Annotated in this window: 14 protein-coding genes, 1 other RNA gene and 2 pseudogenes; 4 read left to right on the top strand and 13 right to left on the bottom strand. The window is 52.9% G+C overall.

Annotated features, from left to right (window positions below; genetic code table 11):
* Nucleotides 1–87: 87 nt before the first annotated feature.
* The 3 genes and pseudogenes from RJD28_07940 to RJD28_07930 form a co-directional block, all read right to left on the bottom strand.
* A pseudogene (locus tag RJD28_07940) lies at nucleotides 88–1,402 on the bottom strand (ATP-binding protein).
* Between the two features lie 30 nt (nucleotides 1,403–1,432).
* Nucleotides 1,433–2,566 carry a prephenate dehydratase gene (gene pheA / locus RJD28_07935; GenBank protein ID WNV59383.1) on the bottom strand — a complete coding sequence of 378 codons (1,134 nt, stop codon included), beginning with the start codon at nucleotides 2,564–2,566 and terminating at the stop codon, nucleotides 1,433–1,435.
* A 70-nt stretch (nucleotides 2,567–2,636) separates the two neighbouring features.
* A complete protein-coding gene (locus tag RJD28_07930; protein ID WNV59382.1) occupies nucleotides 2,637–3,839 on the bottom strand; it encodes a class I SAM-dependent rRNA methyltransferase in 1,203 nt (400 codons plus the stop codon).
* Between the two features lie 77 nt (nucleotides 3,840–3,916).
* Between RJD28_07930 and RJD28_07925 the strand changes: the two genes are divergently transcribed.
* On the top strand, nucleotides 3,917–4,306 hold the full coding sequence (locus RJD28_07925; protein ID WNV59381.1) for a hypothetical protein: 390 nt from the start codon (nucleotides 3,917–3,919) through the stop codon (nucleotides 4,304–4,306).
* Here the strand turns inward: RJD28_07925 and RJD28_07920 are convergent.
* Complete coding sequence (locus RJD28_07920) at nucleotides 4,297–4,686, bottom strand: PH domain-containing protein (protein ID WNV59380.1); 390 nt, start codon at nucleotides 4,684–4,686, stop codon at nucleotides 4,297–4,299. The genes RJD28_07925 and RJD28_07920 overlap by 10 nt on opposite strands.
* A 175-nt stretch (nucleotides 4,687–4,861) precedes the next feature.
* Between RJD28_07920 and RJD28_07915 the strand changes: the two genes are divergently transcribed.
* The 3 genes and pseudogenes from RJD28_07915 to RJD28_07905 all read left to right on the top strand — a co-directional run bounded on the left by RJD28_07915 (nucleotide 4,862) and on the right by RJD28_07905 (nucleotide 6,827).
* On the top strand, nucleotides 4,862–5,404 hold the full coding sequence (locus RJD28_07915) for a nitroreductase family protein (protein WNV59379.1): 543 nt from the start codon (nucleotides 4,862–4,864) through the stop codon (nucleotides 5,402–5,404).
* 121 nt (nucleotides 5,405–5,525) lie between these two features.
* On the top strand, nucleotides 5,526–6,392 hold the full coding sequence (gene pyrB / locus RJD28_07910; protein WNV59378.1) for an aspartate carbamoyltransferase: 867 nt from the start codon (nucleotides 5,526–5,528) through the stop codon (nucleotides 6,390–6,392).
* Nucleotides 6,386–6,827: pseudogene (locus RJD28_07905) on the top strand (aspartate carbamoyltransferase regulatory subunit). The gene pyrB and the pseudogene RJD28_07905 overlap by 7 nt, the downstream one beginning before the upstream one ends.
* 79 nt (nucleotides 6,828–6,906) lie before the next feature.
* Here RJD28_07905 and rnpB read toward each other — a convergent pair.
* The 9 genes from rnpB to RJD28_07860 form a co-directional block, all read right to left on the bottom strand.
* Nucleotides 6,907–7,257: RNase P RNA component class A (rnpB, locus tag RJD28_07900), an RNA gene on the bottom strand.
* Between the two features lie 46 nt (nucleotides 7,258–7,303).
* Nucleotides 7,304–8,965, bottom strand: a complete 1,662-nt coding sequence (locus RJD28_07895; GenBank protein ID WNV59377.1) for a glycosyltransferase family 39 protein — start codon at nucleotides 8,963–8,965, stop codon at nucleotides 7,304–7,306.
* 15 nt (nucleotides 8,966–8,980) lie between these two features.
* Nucleotides 8,981–10,642 (bottom strand): nucleoside kinase, encoded by a 1,662-nt coding sequence (locus tag RJD28_07890; GenBank protein ID WNV59376.1) that lies wholly within the window; start codon nucleotides 10,640–10,642, stop codon nucleotides 8,981–8,983.
* Between the two features lie 118 nt (nucleotides 10,643–10,760).
* Entirely contained in the window at nucleotides 10,761–11,561 is an 801-nt protein-coding gene (locus RJD28_07885; GenBank protein WNV59375.1) for a Nif3-like dinuclear metal center hexameric protein, read from the bottom strand.
* Nucleotides 11,548–12,312, bottom strand: a complete 765-nt coding sequence (locus tag RJD28_07880; GenBank protein ID WNV59374.1) for a class I SAM-dependent methyltransferase — start codon at nucleotides 12,310–12,312, stop codon at nucleotides 11,548–11,550. Before RJD28_07880 ends, RJD28_07885 begins: the two co-directional genes overlap by 14 nt.
* A gap of 10 nt (nucleotides 12,313–12,322) precedes the next feature.
* The gene (rpoD, locus tag RJD28_07875) at nucleotides 12,323–13,420 is read right to left on the bottom strand and encodes an RNA polymerase sigma factor RpoD (protein ID WNV59373.1); all 1,098 of its coding nucleotides are present in this window, start codon (nucleotides 13,418–13,420) and stop codon (nucleotides 12,323–12,325) included.
* 39 nt (nucleotides 13,421–13,459) lie between these two features.
* Nucleotides 13,460–15,253, bottom strand: a complete 1,794-nt coding sequence (gene dnaG / locus RJD28_07870) for a DNA primase (GenBank protein ID WNV59372.1) — start codon at nucleotides 15,251–15,253, stop codon at nucleotides 13,460–13,462.
* 15 nt (nucleotides 15,254–15,268) lie between these two features.
* Nucleotides 15,269–16,276 carry a deoxyguanosinetriphosphate triphosphohydrolase gene (locus RJD28_07865; GenBank protein ID WNV59371.1) on the bottom strand — a complete coding sequence of 336 codons (1,008 nt, stop codon included), beginning with the start codon at nucleotides 16,274–16,276 and terminating at the stop codon, nucleotides 15,269–15,271.
* A 126-nt stretch (nucleotides 16,277–16,402) separates the two neighbouring features.
* Complete coding sequence (locus tag RJD28_07860; GenBank protein ID WNV59370.1) at nucleotides 16,403–17,302, bottom strand: alpha/beta hydrolase; 900 nt, start codon at nucleotides 17,300–17,302, stop codon at nucleotides 16,403–16,405.
* Nucleotides 17,303–17,573 lie beyond the last annotated feature (271 nt).

Raw genomic sequence — 17,573 nt, 5'->3', positions numbered from 1 at the left:
TATGAGGCAACGGTTCTTGACCCTGGAAAACAGTGATTTCCATATAGAATTGCGCCGGACGATACCCCCGTCCGACGCACTCCCACATTATGAAACCGGGGACGATTCTTTCATCTGCCCCCGCAGATAATCGATAAACTGTTGGGCGGTACGTCCGGAAAGCCCTCCATGGCTCAGTTCCCACTGGTTGGCCTGCAGCAACAGCTCCTCTTCCGGGATATGCAATTCGTATCTTTCAGCCAGTGTCTTTACGATCTCCATGAATTCCTTTTTGCTCGGGCCCACGAAGAAAATAGACACACCAAATCTTGCCACCAGAGACAGCTTCTCCTGAACGGTGTCAGAGGTGTGCATATCCTCTCTGCGGCCATCCTTGTCCCCGTACTCCTCCTTGATCAGGTGACGACGGTTGGACGTTGCGTAGATCAGCACGTTGTCCGGTTTCTTCTCCAGGCCGCCCTCGATGACGGCTTTCAGATATTTATACTCGATCTCAAATTCCTCAAAGGACAGATCATCCATGTAAATGATAAATTTGTAATTCCGGTTTTTGATCTGGGCAATAACATCATTGAGATCCTGGAACTGATGCTTGTAAATCTCGATCATCCGCAGCCCCTGATCGTAGTATTTATTCAAAATAGCCTTAATGCTGGTAGATTTACCGGTTCCTGCATCGCCGAACAACAGACAGTTGTTAGCAGGCCGTCCTTCCACAAAGGCCTCTGTGTTGTCCGTCAACTTTTTCTTCGGAATATCATATCCCACCAGATCATCCAGACTGACATGCGCAATGTTGGTGATGGGCACGATCTCGGCCCCCCTCCCCGGTGTGCTCCACCCGGAATGCCTTATGCAGACCCAGCTTACCCACACCGAAATCCTTGTAAAACGCGGTCATGATGTCCATGAATGCATGCTCATCGACAGCCGCTGCCAGCCGACGGCTCGTCTCACAGATCCTGTCACGGATCCGCTTGTTGAACATCTTGCTGTGCTCGTTTACATTTTTATAATCTTTCAGCAATGCCAGACCGTTGACGCTCAGCGCTTCATCTATTTTCTCCAGATTATAGTCAAACAATTCCTTGAAGATTGAAAAATCATTCAGCGCCACCGGATTGATGCTTCCCTCCACCGGGCCCACGATCTCGCAGGCCATACTGAACGCATTTTCATTATTGACCAGCAGATATGTCAGATAATTGTGCCAAAGATTTCCCTCAAATCCATGACTCCCGGCCAACTCCACCATGCCGTTGATACAGTCATACAAAAGTGCCGTGATATCCTCCTTGTTATAATAATCGCTGTCATAATTGTCCATAATCCACGTCATATCGTCCAGAATCTGGCCGTCCTCAAAATGCTTAAACAAAATCAGCTGGTTTACTTTACTCATGTTTTTCTCTTCTTTCTGTCCGTTTTCAATTTAATAATTACCGAGGATCCGCATATTGCGCGTCTCATCCCGGAGCCCCCGCAGGGCATTCTTCACTGCACTGTCATTGAGATTTCCTTCAAAATCAATAAAAAAACGATATTCCCAGTTTCTCCCTTCTATCGGACGGGATTCAATCTTACACATATTCAGACCATTATAAATAAAATGGGACATGGCATGATACAAAGATCCGCTCTCATGAGGGATCTCAAAGCAGATGCTGATCTTTCCGGCATCCTTCCGGTAGATTTTCTGATTGGTAACAATGATAAACCGGGTGGAATTGGCCGCATTGCTGCACATCTGCGGTTCCAGGATATCCAGATCATAAAGCTTTGCCGCCAGGCTGTTGGCAATAGCTGCCTTGGAAGGATCCTGCTCTCTGGCAACCATCCTGGCCGCCTCCGCGGTATTCAGCATACTGATCTGCTGCCACTCCCGGTGCTCCTCCAGATATTTGGCAGACTGCATAAGCGCCTGAGGATGAGAATAGACGGTGCGGATATCAGAAAGCTTTGCTCCCTTTACGCTCATGAGGCAATTTTCAATCTTCATCACCTGTTCGCCTACAATGTAATTCTCAAATTCCACCAGCAGATCATAGATACTGCTGACAATGCCTGCAGAAGAATTTTCAATGGGAAGCACGGCAAAATCTGCCATCCCCTCCTCAATAGCCTCCATGGCATCCCGGAAGGATTCCACATGGAAGCTGTTCACCTGATCGCCAAAATAGGCACGCATGGCCGCCTCACTGTTGGCACCCTCTACGCCCTGAAAAACGACCCGGGCAGATGCCTGCTTCAGGCTGTCCACCTCCATAAAGGGCAGACGGCCGATCACGCCCCGTTTGGAAAGCAGCTGGTACTGCAGCTTCCGGCTCATGGACATGATCTGCTCAAACAGCTCCTCCACGCCGTGCCGGTAAAAATCATTGGAAGCCATGGCTTTCAATGTCTGCAGCTTGGATTTCTCCCGCTCTTTGTCCAGCACCTGCTTGCCGTTCTCGATCTTGTACTCTGCCACCTCCCGGCAGATATCCATCCGTTTCTCATATAAATGCACGATCTGCTCGTCGATGTCGTCCAGCTGATCTCTTAATTGCAGTAAATCAATCGCCATTGTACCGTTCCCTTTCTGTATCAAATTTTCCTGCCCCTTACTACACTGTTTTCCCGGAAATGTCTTTATCTTATTTTTCGTCCACAACCTGGAAAATGATAAACTTAAGATAATAAGATTCGTCCGCACTCATAAGAATCGGGTGATCAGGCGCCTGGGTTCGATATTCCACCTGACGAAGCCTCTTGTGCGCATCCCTGGCCGCATCCCTGATCGCCTGTAAAAACAGTTCCGGTGTCATGAAGTGAGAACAGGAGCAGGTACACAGATATCCACCGTTCTTTACAAGCTCCATTCCCCGCCGGTTGATCTCCTTGTACCCCTTGGTGGCATTTTTCACAGAATTCCGGGATTTTGTAAAAGCCGGTGGATCCAGGATCACCACATCAAATTTCTTTTCTTCCCGCTCAAGCTGAGGCAGCAGTTCAAACACATCTGCGCAGGTGAATGTGACCCGGTCAGACAGCCCGTTAAGCGCGGCATTTTCTGTGGCCTGATCCACGCCCAGCTGAGAAGCATCCACACCCAACACACTTTTAGCCCCGGCCAGTCCCGCATTTAAGGCGAAGGAACCAGTATGGGTAAAGCAGTCCAGCACTGTCTTATCTTTACAGAGCGCCGCCGCCGCCCGGCGGTTATATTTCTGATCCAGAAAAAATCCGGTCTTCTGTCCTTCCTTTACATCCACATAATAGCGGACGCCATTTTCCCGAATCTCTACCTTCGTATCAAATTCTGGGCCGATGAATCCTTTCACCCGCTCCATTCCCTCCTGGGTGCGCACCTTGGCGTCACTGCGCTCATACACACCCCGAATCCTGATACCATCCTCCTCCAGCACCCTGATCAGAGTATGCACAAGGAACTCTTTCCACCGGTCAATACCAAGCGCCAGCGACTGTACCACGATCACATCCGAAAACTTGTCCGCCACGAAACCGGGCAGGAAATCCGCCTCCCCGAAGATCAGACGGCAGCTGTCGGTGTCCACCACGGCCTTGCGGTATTCCCAGCAGTCCCGCACCCGCTGCTCCATAAAGCTTTCCGTGATCTCGTGCTCCTTTTTCCGGGAAAGCACCCGGATGCGGATCTTGGAATTCATATTGATGAACCCATAACCAAGAAAATAGCCGTCAAAATCTTCCACGGCTACAATGTCTCCATTTTCAAAGGAACCGTCCACCCCTGCGATCTCGTTGTCATAGATCCACAGGCCCCCTGCTTTCAGGGCTCTGGCCTCTCCTCTTTTGATTCGTGCAACTGCATAACTCATCTTTCTTCCTCTTTTCCAAAATTTACCCGTATCACATCTGCCATTTTGGCGCATACTGTCCCTGTGGAGAGCATTGTATGAAAAAATTTCTGACCTGCGGCGTCATGGGCTGGTGTCTGGAAATCTTCTGGACCTCCCTTGGTGCCCTTCGCAAACGACAAATGAAACTCATGGGAACCACATCCGCCTGGATGTTCCCTATCTATGGCTGCGCGGCGCTTCTGTCCCCGGTAAGCCGTCTGATCCGGCGTTTTCCCGCGATCTTACGCGGCAGCATCTATTCTTTTCTCATCCTGGCAGGCGAATTTCTGTCCGGCTCGCTTCTGTCCCGGCATGGCCTGTGTCCCTGGGACTACAGCCGGGCGCGGTTCCATTATAAGGGACTCATCCGCCCGGATTACTTTTTCCTCTGGTTTTTCGTGGGCCTTCTTTATGAAAAAATACTGACTCATCCCCGTCAGTCGTAAGAATCCATATCCTCCGCCAGCTCCGGATCTTCCGGTCCGCCATCCAGATTCTGCATGCCCACCGTTCTGCGCTTCATCCGTGCTTCCTCGGACTTGCGCAGAATGAACTCCTTCCATTCCCTGGAATTCTTAATATGTACCAGTTCCAACCGGGGATGTGTTTTATCAGATGTCAGGCACGACACCGTTCCCAGACCGAACAGACGCTCAGGCAGGCTTCGTTTCAGCACCACGTCCTGGATCCGGTACATATAACAGTCATTCTCTGTTTTTCTCAAAAATCCCTCGTCAATGGTCAAAATATCTTCTTCTATGTGATAGCTGGTAAATGTCCAGGGCAGCCCGAACAGAATCAGGCGCTTCTTCTCTGTACGACCCATATGTATTCCCTCCTGTTGGTTATCAATGTCTTCGACATTGCTTTCTTTTTCGTCTATTATATAATACTTCCCTGGGTCTGCAAAGACTGATGATACAAATTTTCATAAATATTTCATTGAATTTGAAAAGAAGGTACGCTATAATAAATCAGATTACAAAGGAGGTTGAACCGCTATGGAAACTTTACAGGCTATCAATGGCAGACGAAGCATCCGCAAATTCAAGGAGCAGAAGGTTGACCGGGAGACCATCGAGAAGATCGTGGCTGCCGCTTCCTACGCACCGTCCTGGAAGAACACCCAGGTTGTCCGCTACCATGTATTTGACGACCCGCAGATCAAGTCTGACATTGCCAACAAATATACTCTCGGTTTTGCTTATAATACCGGTACTCTGGAGCATGCGCCCCAGGTTGTTGCTCTCACCGCAGTGAAGGGCCGCAGCGGCATGGAGAAGGATGGCTCCTGCACCACATCCAAAGGTGAGAGCTGGCTTATGTTCGATTCCGGCATTGCCGCCCAGACATTTTGTCTTGCCGCTTACGATTACGGCGTAGGTACCGTGATCATGGGCATCTTTGATGCTGACAAGGTGGCTGAGCTTCTTCACATTCCCGAGAATGAAGTTGTTACCGCACTGATCGCATTTGGATATCCCGATGAAGAGCCTGCCGCACCGAGACGGAAGGCTGTTTCTGATCTTCTTACTTTTTGTTGATTTTGAGAGGCTGTATTGACAGCCTCTTTTTTTACGCAGACAAATATCTCTTTGAAAGGAGTTTTTATGAGACATTTTTTAAATCCCCCTGGATTTTTCCACCGAAGAGTTCGACACGCTGATGGATCTGGCCGATGATATCCGGCATCACCCGGACGCATACGCCCATGCCTGCACCGGGAAAAAGCTGGCCACCCTGTTCTATGAGCCCAGCACCCGCACCCGTTTAAGCCACGAAGCTGCCATGCTCAATTTGGGCGGCAGCGTCCTGGGCTTTTCCTCTGCCGATTCCAGCTCCGCCGCCAAAGGCGAAACGGTGGCAGACACCATTCGCGTGGTTTCCTGCTTTGCGGACATCTGCGCCATGCGCCATCCCAAGGAAGGCGCCGCCACGGTTGCCTCCATGTATTCCTCCATCCCCATCATCAATGCGGGGGACGGCGGCCATCAGCACCCCACCCAGACAGCCACCGACCTGCTCACCATCCGTTCCTTAAAAGGTCACCTGGATCATCTGACGGTGGGGCTGTGCGGCGACCTGAAATTCGGACGGACGGTGCACTCTCTCATCGGCGCCCTGTCCCGGTACGCCGGCATCCGCTTCGTGCTCATTTCCCCGGAAGAGCTGCGCATTCCCGATTACGTCCGCCAGGATATTCTGGAGAAAGACCACATTCCCTATCAGGAGGTCATCCGGCTGGAGGACGCCCTGCCCGATCTGGATGTGCTGTACATGACCAGAGTCCAGAAGGAACGTTTTTTCAACGAAGAGGACTACGTGCGCATGAAAGATTTCTACATCCTTGACCGGGAGAAAATGAAGCTGGCGCCGCAGGATATGATCGTCCTCCATCCCCTGCCCCGGGTCAACGAGATCGCCGCGGAGGTGGATGACGATCCCCGGGCCGCTTATTTCAAACAGGTACAGTACGGCGTTTATGTCCGCATGGCGCTGATTCTCACATTACTGGAGGTGCACGTATGTTAAATGTAGGCGCAATCAACGAAGGCTTCGTGCTGGATCACATCCCGGCCGGAGAAGGCATGGAAATCTACCGGATGCTCGGTCTGGATAAGCTGGACTGCGGCGTTGCCATCATCCGCAATGCCACCAGCAGCAAAATGGGACGCAAGGACATTCTGAAAGCGGAGTGCCCCATCGACAGTCTGGATATGAACATTCTGGATATTTTGGGCTTCATCGACCACAACATCACCGTCAACATCATCGAAAATGCTGTTATCGTGGAGAAAAAAGAAACTAAAGCTCCCCGCCCGCCTCACCAACGTGATCCGATGCACCAATCCCCGGTGCATCACTTCCATTGAGCGTGGCCTTCCACAGGAATTCCTCCTGACAGATCCCGACCGGCAGGTATACCGCTGCCGCTACTGCGAAGAAAAATACCACCGGCACCCGTAAATCAAATTTTCCATTAAAAAAGAACCGGCAGCACAGCCGACTGCGAAAATCGGTTATGCTATCGGTTCTTTTCTTTTTGAAATAAAGCGGAACGATAAGCCGGGTTATGTCGTGAATGATCATCTATCTGGTACCGATGTTGCCACCGGTCTCTAGCGACCTACCTGAAAGCACGACGGGCCGCCGTATCGCTTTCTGTTCGGTCTTGCTTCGGATGGGGTTTACATATGCCCCGCCTGTTACCAGGCGGGCGGTAGTCTCTTACACTGCCCTTCCAACCTTACCGGGAATGCTCCCGGCGGTACATTTCTGTTGCACTATCCTTGGAGTCACCTCCACCGGACGTTATCCGGCATCCTGCCCTATGAAGCCCGGACTTTCCTCAGACGGCACCTTTCGGCCTGCCGCCCGCGATCATTTATTCTGCTTCACCTCTGGAATTCTAGCATATTTGCATGGTAAATGCAAACAATATTTTACTCCAGTCCCTTTCTCTTATACACGACCCACAGCCGGTTATCCAGGAAATCCTCACTGTAGTATTCATCGCCCCAACTGTCATAGTCAAAGGGCTCATAGCCGCCCAGCTGCATTTCATAGCGCTTCTCGGTGATCTCCCGGTAGGTGGTATCCACAAACAGATAGTCTGCAGTCAGGTATGTATCCTCCGGCAGAATGATGAGCTTGTCCTGGTATTCCTTGGGCAGTACCATGGCGCCCCAGGGAAGTCCCGCATAGCTGTAACCATCGTAGGCGCCGATGACAATAGGCTCTGTGGGGTTGACCTTGTCCACCAGATGTCTGATGCAGCTGGCAGCCGCCGTGTCCCAGTAGTCCAGCTCATAACGTTTTTCCACATTGCCGCCGGCCAGCAGGTTGTAATACCCGAACTGGTTCGGATGCCAGATGGCCATGATGACCACCAGGTAGAGCATCTGGCCGCCCACGGCGCAGGCTGCCGTCCGCCGGATCCATTTGCTGTCCGCATGCATGAGCACCTGCAGCGCCCGGGCACCGAACACCACGAAGGGGCCGTACACGAAATACAGATGCCGCCAGCCGTTGTAAATGACCGGATCGCCGATCATGGTGTAGATGAGCACCGGCCAGACAATGGCCATCAGCAGCAGATAATATTTTTCACAGCCGTTTAAAATTTCCCGGAAACGCAGGAATTTTCCTGCAGTGAGCACATGGCCCGCCACCATCAGCATAAGAAAGATCAGCGGGCTGGTGAGGAAAATGAGTACCGGCACGTAATGCCAGGGCAGTGTCCGGAAGCTGTTGCCGAACATCTGGCCCTGATAGAGCAGGGAGCCTTCCCAGCGCACGAAGTCCATGGACTGGGAAATGACGTACTGGAAGTATCCCACGATGGACGGCCAGCAGGCCGGTGTGATCAGGAAAAAGGTGACGGCAAAGACAACCACGATCAGGACGCCTTTCAGAAAATTGCTCCGGTTCCACTGCTTCTGCGCCGTCAGCACCACCAGGTAAAGAAGGCCCACCAGCCCCAGCACCCAGAAGCCGATGACCCGGGTGTTGGCCGCAAAACCGGCCGCAATACCCAACAGCACCGCGTAACGGATCTTCCGCGTTTCGATAAAGTAAATGCCCAGCGCAGCCACCATCAGCAGCAGGGAGGCAAACACCATATCCTTGTTGTTGTAAAAACCATCCGCAAACATCCGGGGACTGAGCCAGTACATGAGCACGCCCACAATGCCATATTTCCAGTCCTTTAACAGCAGCTTGATGATGGCATACAGGGACAAAAGACCCAGGAAGGTGACAAAGAACGTATACCGGTGCCACGCATGGCTTAAAGAGCGCATGTCATCCGCGTAACCGTATTTGATAAACCAGGGCGTACACGGATAATAGGCGGACTGCCCGTGGTCTTTTTCGATATATTCGGAAATATACGGGTAATCCTTTTCATCTGCCCAGCGCACAAAAGTGCTGTCCTCGCCCTCCAGCACCCGGGCATACTCCTTGATATTGGCGGCAAAAATGCCAAATTCCGTTGTCTCATCCCAGGGCATCCCATAGTCCTTTGCCAGGAACATGCCCAGCAGAAAGACTGCCGCAAAGAACACGACAACGATCTGCCGGCGAACCTGTTCCAATTTTTCCATCCTGTTTCTCTCCTTTTAGATCTTAAAGCATCCGCCGCCCACAAATTCCCGCAGCAGCGAATTTTTCGGTATTTCTTCGCTGGGGATTCCCACAAAATAATCCAGGAATTTCAGCAGGCGCTTGGCCTCCATATACTCCGGTTCCTCCGGCCGGATGCCGAACAGTGCCGGTTCCACGTAGCATTTCAGCGCCGCCAGTTCATAGATCAGCGCCGAATTGAACATCACGTCCGCCTCTTCCTGATACGGGAAAATGTTCTGCTCCTCGCCCCGGCGCACGGAAGGCCACATGGCGATGGTATTTTTCGCAGAGGTGCCCCTTGTTCTGGCATCCCGGACGATCCGGCGGATCAAACGGCCGTCTGTGGTGGGGATCCGGTTATGCTCATCAATGTTGATCTGGGTCAGCGCACTGATATAGATCTTGAATTTATTTTCCTTGGGCAGCGCATAGGACAGGGCGTCATTCAGGCAGTGGATGCCCTCCAGCACCAGCACATCGTCCTTGCCCAGCGTCAGCGTATCGCCCTTGTATTCCCGGACACCGGTCTTGAAGTTGAAGGTGGGCATCTCCACCGTCTCCCCTGCCAGCAGGCGGGTCATATCCCGGTTGAAGCCCTCCACGTCGATGGCCTCCAGGCACTCATAATTCTTCTGACCGAACTCATCCACCGGCGTATCCTCCCGGTTTTTGAAATAATTGTCCACTGCCACCGGGTGGGGCTTCATGCCGTGCACCATAAGCTGGACGGACAGCCGATGGGAGAAGGTCGTTTTGCCGGAGGAGGACGGCCCTGCGATCATGACCAGCTTCACGTCGGGCCGGCTGCTGATGGTCTGGGCGATCTCCGCGATCTTTTTCTCCTGCAGCGCTTCCTGCACAAGGATCATCTGGCTCACCTTGCCGGCGGTGATCTGATCGTTCAGCGCACCGACGGTGGGAATGCCCAGCATCTCTCCCCACTGGCAGGACTCCTTGAGCACATGGAACAGCTTATGCTGCGGCACAAAGGACGGCACCACTTTAGGCGCTTCCTTCTGGGGCATCTGCAAAACAAAACCCTCGTCGTACGGATACAGCGCAAAGTATTTGATATAGGAGGAATCCGGCACCATGTAGCCGTAGTAATAATCCTCCAGATTATCCAGCCGGTAAATATTTACCCGGGATACCCGACGATAGCGGAACAGCTCTACTTTGTCCTCCATGCCGTGAAACCGGAATCTGCGCACGGCGTCTCTCGTATCCACGGAAAATTTCTCAATGGGAATGGCTTTCTCTGCCAGCAGGCGCATCTGTGCCTCCAGCTTCTGCAAAAATGCTTCGTCCACGCCCTTCGTATTTCCAATCGTGCAATATAAGCCCCTGCTTAAGGAAAAATGTACGAACAGCCGATCCACCGTCTCCTTATCGGAAATGTCATAGAGCGCCTTGATCATGAGCAGCATGGCACTTCTCCGGTACGTGTTGATCCCGGCCTCCGTGTCCGCGGTCAGAAATTCGATGGTGCCGTCCTCTTTCAGCTCCTTGTTCAGTTCCCGCAGGCGGCCGTTCAGAGACACAAGCAAAATGTCCTGTGCAAATCCCTGCTGATAGTCTGCCGCGATGGTTTTCAGCTTTGTTCCTCTGGGGTATTCCCTGGTTTCCCCGTTAATCGTTACTTTCTGCATTTCCATACAGAAGCACCTCCTTCTACATCCTGTTTTTCCCCGTTTTTCTATCTACCCGCTTTGCAAAAGGATACGCTTTCTCTGCCGCCTATCCATTCTACGTCAAAAACTCCTGATTTTTCACTTAAATAACCATGTACGGATGCTGCACAGGCATAGCCTCCACCTGCACCTCGCCTTCCAGCAGCCATTCGGCCTGCTGGCGCATATCCGCGATAAAAATATGCTCGATGCCATAATGTCCTGCGTCGATGACCGCCATCCCCTGGGCTGCCATATCGGTGCCGAAATGATAATCCACATCTCCGGTCACATACACATCCGCTCCGGCGGCAAGTGCTTCCCTGCCAAAGCTTTTGCCGGAACCAGGACAGGTGGCCGCCCGGTAAACCATCTGGGAGGCATCCCCATAGACGATCACCCCCGGCAGCCCAAATCGCTGTTTTAAAAATGCTGCATAGTCACCAAGAGACATGGGTGTTTCCAGATCACCGACAGCACCAAAGCCTGCCGGTTTTCCCTCATAAATAAACGGCTTTTCCTGCGCCAGAAATGTCACCGTCGAAAGGTCAAGCCCCATCCGTGCAGCCGCCTGCTCTCCCATCCGGCACACATCATAGTTGGTGTGCATCGCATAATAGGAAAGATCCATGCGGATCATCCGGCGGATCCGCCAGCCGATGAAATCATCCTCCCGCACATTTTTCACAGGCGAAAAAATCAGGGGATGATGCGTGAGCAGCATATCCGCCCCCACTGCTTCCGCCTGATCCAGTACCTGATCTGACGCATCCAGCGCCACCAGTATCTTATCCACTTTTTTCTTCGGATCTCCCACCAGGAGACCCACGTTATCCCAGTCCGAAGCGCAGGCCGGAGGGATCAGCCCTTCCAGTCTGCGCATGACCTCTTTACATTCCATCATATGCCAACGCCTCCCCGATCAGTGCCAGATATGCATCAATCTCCTGCACGCGGCCCCGGCCGTCCTCTGCCATTTTGTCAGAAACCGTCCGGCGCACCTGCGCATACTGGGCCTTTTCTTTCAGAAGGAACTCCCGCAGTACCGGATCATGGCGCTGCAGAAGAAGTTTTCCAAACGCGTATTCCACCTGACTCCAGGACTCTGCCGTTCCGACATTGATCCCGGCATTTCCAGAACTCCCCGCATCGCAGGAACCCGTTTTCTGTTCGGCTCCCGGCCCGATGAGCCGCATCATGGGATAGTATTTCCCGTCTTCCTCCACGAAATCCTCATCCTCGATGGTAAAGCCCGCTTCCCGTACAAATCTTCGCACCTCGCCCACCTTGGACTGGGGCTGCAAGATCCACTCCGGCACCTGCTGCCAGTGGCAGTGTCCGGCCTCCAGAATGCGAATCATGAGAAGGCCGCCCATGCCGGCCATGAGCACCGTATCCGCTTCTCCCGGCTCCAGTGCGACAAGGCCGTCACTCTTTCTTGTCTGTATGTATTGCTCCAGCCCCTGTTCCCGGATATGCTCTCTCGCTCTGGCAAGAGGGCCATCCTTCACATCCATGGCCAGCGCGCCGGGGATCCGTCCCTCCTGCACCAGCCGGATCGGCACATAAGCATGGTCGGTTCCGATATCTGCCAGGCGGCTGCCGCTGCTCACCATCGCAGCCACTGCCGTCAGCCGTTTTGACAACTGCTGCATGGTTTTCTCCTTAATCCAGATAATCCCGCAGCTTCCGGCTTCTGCTGGGATGACGGAGCTTGCGCAGTGCCTTGGCCTCGATCTGACGGATCCGCTCACGGGTGACGTTGAACTCCTTGCCCACCTCTTCCAGGGTGCGGGCTCTGCCGTCCTCCAGGCCGAACCGAAGACAGAGCACCTTCTGCTCTCTCTCTGTCAGCGTGGAAAGCACCTCTACCAGTTGCTCCTTTAACAGGGTAAAGGCTGCCGCATCCGCAGGCACCGGTACATTGTCATCCTGGATAAAGTCGCCCAGATGGCTGTCCTCCTCCTCACCGATGGGGGTCTCCAGGGAAACCGGCTCCTGGGAGATCTTCAGGATCTCGCGGACACGCTCCACCGGCATCTTCATCTCCTCGGCGATCTCCTCCGGGGTAGGTTCACGTCCCAGCTCCTGCAATAACTGTCTGGACACACGGATCAGCTTGTTGATGGTCTCTACCATGTGTACCGGGATACGGATCGTTCTCGCCTGATCCGCGATGGCTCTCGTGATGGCCTGACGGATCCACCAGGTCGCATAGGTGGAAAACTTGTAACCCTTGCGGTAATCAAACTTCTCCACGGCCTTGATCAACCCTAAGTTCCCCTCCTGGATCAGGTCAAGGAACAGCATGCCGCGGCCCACATACCGCTTGGCAATGCTGACAACAAGACGGAGGTTCGCCTCTGCCAGACGGTTCTTGGCGTCCTCGTCGCCCAGCTCCATCCGTTTTGCCAGCTCGATCTCTTCCTCCGCACTTAAGAGCGGCACCTTGCCGATCTCCTTTAAGTACATGCGGACAGGATCCTCGATGCTGACGCCGTCGGGCACAGACAGGTCAATCTGCTCCATATCCACATCGTCATCATCATCCAGGATAATGTCATCATCATTGTCCGTGATCCGAAGCACATCCACATTGTTGGCTTCCAGAAAATCCAGAATGCGTTCAAACTTGTCCGCATCCAGTTCCATATCTGCGAAAAAGTCGCTGATCTCCTGATATTCGAGTACGTTCTTTTTCTTCTTGGCCATCGCCAGAAGCTCTTTCAGCCGTTCTCCGAATTTTGCCACATTTTCTTCCATGTAAGTTCCATCCTTCCTTACGCTCTTTATAGTTTGTCCTTAATCGATCGAAATATGCAGTTTTTCCAGTTTCTGTAAATTACTGCGTTCCAGAATCAGTTTCTGGAATCCTTCCATATCGGTGACATCTAATTGTCTCGCCCGTTCATCCAGGCTGTATTTCTTCACCTTGCGAAGGGTCTCCGACACCGCCTTCTCCTGTTCTTCCTTTGTCTCCAGCCTTTTAAGTCTGGCATTGAACAGGGACGCCGCCTTATTCTGATCCTCCGAATCTTCAAAGCTGCTGATGATCCGGGCCGGATTCAGTTCTCCCTTTTCCAGCTGTGCAAACAGCATCTGCGCAATGGTGCTGTACGGATCCCCGGTGAAATCCTCCGGGCTTAAGTAATCTTTTAACTGCCCGTACAGGGCCGGTACTTCAATGAGCCAGGTGAGAAGCAGCTTCTGGGAAACATCCGCTCCCGTCTCCTTCTCCCGCTTTCCAGCCGGCTTCCGGTCGGCGCCGGACGGGCTGTCTTCTCTTCGAAGCCCCGGTGCCGTCACGCCCCGGTTGCCCAGGTCGTTCACCCGTTTTTTCAGACCCTCATAGCTGATATGGTACTGGTCAGCCACGGCCTCGATATAATTCTCCCGCTCCATCTCCTCCGAAAACTGGAGAAGCCTTGCGGCGATCTCATTCTGAAAATTGGTCTTGCCTTCCGGATCCTTCAGGTCATAATCCCGTTCCAGGATTGCCAGCTCATATAGGAAGCTGTTCTGGGCCTCCTCCATGCGCTTCTCAAATTCCTCCGCACCCAGATTCTTGATAAACTCATCCGGGTCTTTGTAAGGGCGCATATTGATGACCTTGGCGGAAATCCCGGCATCCTTCAGGATCGGAATGGCCCGCATGGCCGCTTTCACACCGGCGCCGTCGCTGTCGTAGGTGAGCAGCACCTTGTCGGTGTAACGCTTCATGAGCATGGCCTGCTGGGTCGTCAGCGCCGTTCCCAGAGAAGCCACCGCCTGGTTGAACCCTGCCTGATGCAGGGCGATCACATCCATGTAGCCCTCACAGATGATGAGCTGCGGTTTCCGCGATGTCCTGGCAAAATTCATGCCGTACAGGTTCCGGCTCTTGTCAAAGGCCTTCGTCTCCGGCGAATTCAGGTACTTGGGCTTGGCATCCCCCATGACCCGGCCGCCGAAACCGATGACCCGGCTGCCCGCATCCATGATGGGGAACATGACCCGGTTCCAGAACTTATCATACACGCCGTTCTTCTCATCCATGGTGATGAGCCCCGACTGCCGGAGCAGTTCATCCGTAAATCCCTGTTTTTTCAGATACTGGTACAGGTCATCCCTGTATTTCGTCGAATATCCCAGGCCGAAATGCCGGATCGTCTCCTCCGAAAGCTTCCGGTCTGTCAGATATTTCCAGGCGCTGTGCCCGCCCTCGGTGCGCAGCTGATAATAATAATATTTGGCGGCCAGCTTGTTGGCCTCCAGAATCTGACTTTTCAGATCCGCGTCCCGCTTCTCACTCTCCGAGTATTCCTGGTCGGGCAGCTCGATCCCCGCCCGTTCCGCCAGTTCCTTCAACGCCTCCTGAAAAGAATAATTCTCATACTCCATCAGGAAGGTAAAGACATTTCCTCCGGCGCCGCAGCCAAAGCAGTAATACATCTGCTTGCCTCTGGACACCGAGAAGGAAGGGGACTTTTCATTGTGAAACGGACAGAGCCCGAAATAATTGCTTCCCTTGCGCGTCAGCTTCACATAACCCGAAACCACATCCACAATATCATTCCTGGATCTTACTTCCTCGATCAGATCCTCCGAATAACGCATGGAATCCCTCCTGCTCTATACACTCCAGGCCTTCGGTACATAGAATTCCTGGAATTTGGCAATGGCGTACTGATCCGTCATCCCCGCGATATAATCGCAGATCGTCCGGTCCATCGCCTGCTCTCTTTCCTTCATCATATCGAGATATTCCGCCGGCAACTCATCGGGATGCTTCATATAATACTCAAACAGACCCGTGAGAAGGTTCGCCGCCTTGGCTTCCTCCGATTTCGCCACCGGATTGGTATACACATGCTCGAACATAAAACTGCGCAAATCCCGCATGGCGCCCTCCACATGGGCGGACATGCAGATATCATCCTTCCCCTCACTGTTCCAGATCATATCGTGGATCAGCGTGTTCAGGCGTTCCTTGGTGGAATTGCCCAGAATCTCCCGGTACTCGGCAGGAATGTCCTCCTCCCGCAGGATCCCGGCCCGGATCGCATCGTCGATATCGTGGTTGATATAGGCGATCTTATCGGAAAAACGGACGATCTTGCCCTCCAGCGTATGGGGATGGCCCGCCGTTCCATGGTTGCGGATGCCGTCTCTCGTCTCCCAGGTCAGGTTCAGCCCCTGGCCCTTCTTCTCCAGCACCTCCACCACGCGGACACTCTGCTCATAGTGGGCGAAGCCGCCCTCGCACAGCTCGTTGAGCACCCGCTCTCCCGCGTGTCCAAAAGGCGTATGCCCCAGGTCATGGCCCAGCGCAATGGCTTCCACCAGAGATTCGTTCATCCGGAGCGCCCGGGCGATCGTCCGGGCATTCTGGGAAACCTCCAGCGTATGGGTCAGCCGCGTGCGGTAGTGATCTCCCATGGGCGTCAGAAACACCTGGGTCTTATGCTTCATCCGGCGAAATGCCTTGGAATGCAGGATCCGGTCCCGGTCCCGCTGGTACACCGGGCGAATGTCGCACGGCTCCTCCTCCCGGTCCCTTCCTCTGGATCTCTCACTCAGAGATGCATACGGACTTAAGTACTTCCGCTCCCACAGTTCCTGTTTCTCCCTGATCGTCATATCCGTCACCCTTTCTTCGGGCTGCTTTATCAATATCTCTCACATTATATTTTCTACACAAACCTGCAAAATCCTTTTTTTATTTCAAAAAAATTTGCAGAAAATTCATTGCCGGTCAATGTTCGTTTACCGGCAGATATCAAAAATAAACTCCGCGATCTTGTCCATGGCGTCATAGGCCGTCTTGAAGGGCGACATCTGGAACACATGCCACATGCCCCTGTACACGTCGATTTTGCAGGAAACATTGGACTTGACAAGCTTTTTTGCCAGATTCACGGAATCGCTGAGCAGCATTTCGTTGCCCCCGGCCTGGATATATACCGGCGGAAAGCCTGCAAAATCGCCGAACAGCGGGGACAGCCGGTCATCCGCATAAGGCAGCCCGCAATTTCCCACATAGGCGCTTCTGGCCCGTTCCAGATAGTCCGGCGTCAGCACCGGATCCACGTTCTGCTTCACCTCATGGCTCTTGCCGGTGAAGGTCATATCCGTCCAGGGAGAAAACAGCACGAATCCCCTGGGCAGAAGGCGGCCCTGCTTTTTCAGCGTCAGCCCCAGCTCCAGTGCCAGATTGCCGCCTGCAGAATCCCCCGCAACAATGATATCCCGGCTGCCATAGCCCAGATACATAAGGTGGTCCCACACAGCCAGCGCATCGTCCACTGCTGCCGGGTACGGGTGTTCCGGCGCCAGACGGTACTCAAAACAGAGGACGTCCATGGATGTGCTCTCCGCCAGCCGGTTGGTGATCATCCTGGCGTAATGCATACTGCCGGTGAAATAACCTCCGCCATGGCAGTACAGGATCACATATTTCTTCATATGTCTGCGGTTCACACAACTCCACTGGGCCGGAATACCATTGATCTCAAATTCTGTATAGGTAATATCCCGGGAATGCCCCAGCTTTCGGGCCATCTGCTCCTGAGAAATCCGGTTTTTCCCAATATCCTCACTGCCCACCACGCTGTGCACGGCACGGATCAGTTTCATCAGCTGCGCATTGCGTTTTTCTCTCTCCATTTTACGCCTCCTTTTGCCTGTTATGTACAGATTCTACCAAAACCCCTGCCCTTTCGCAAGCTTCTTCTTCCGGATCACTCTAACGGTGTTTCCGCACAGTTCACGCACAGTTGCTTTTCTTATTTTTAGTTGCACCTTTTATCTGATAGGGATATACTAAATGAAGCAAAACAGTCCGACAAAACTGTTTAAAAACGAGAGGCAAATACCCATGAACAAATCCGGAAAAAAACACAAAAAAACATCCTGTAAAATGGTATAAGCTGGATCT

It is taken from the genome of Oscillospiraceae bacterium NTUH-002-81 (assembly GCA_032620915.1).
GTDB lineage: Bacteria > Bacillota > Clostridia > Lachnospirales > Lachnospiraceae > JAGTTR01.
This window is presented reverse-complemented; position numbering and strand designations above follow the sequence as displayed.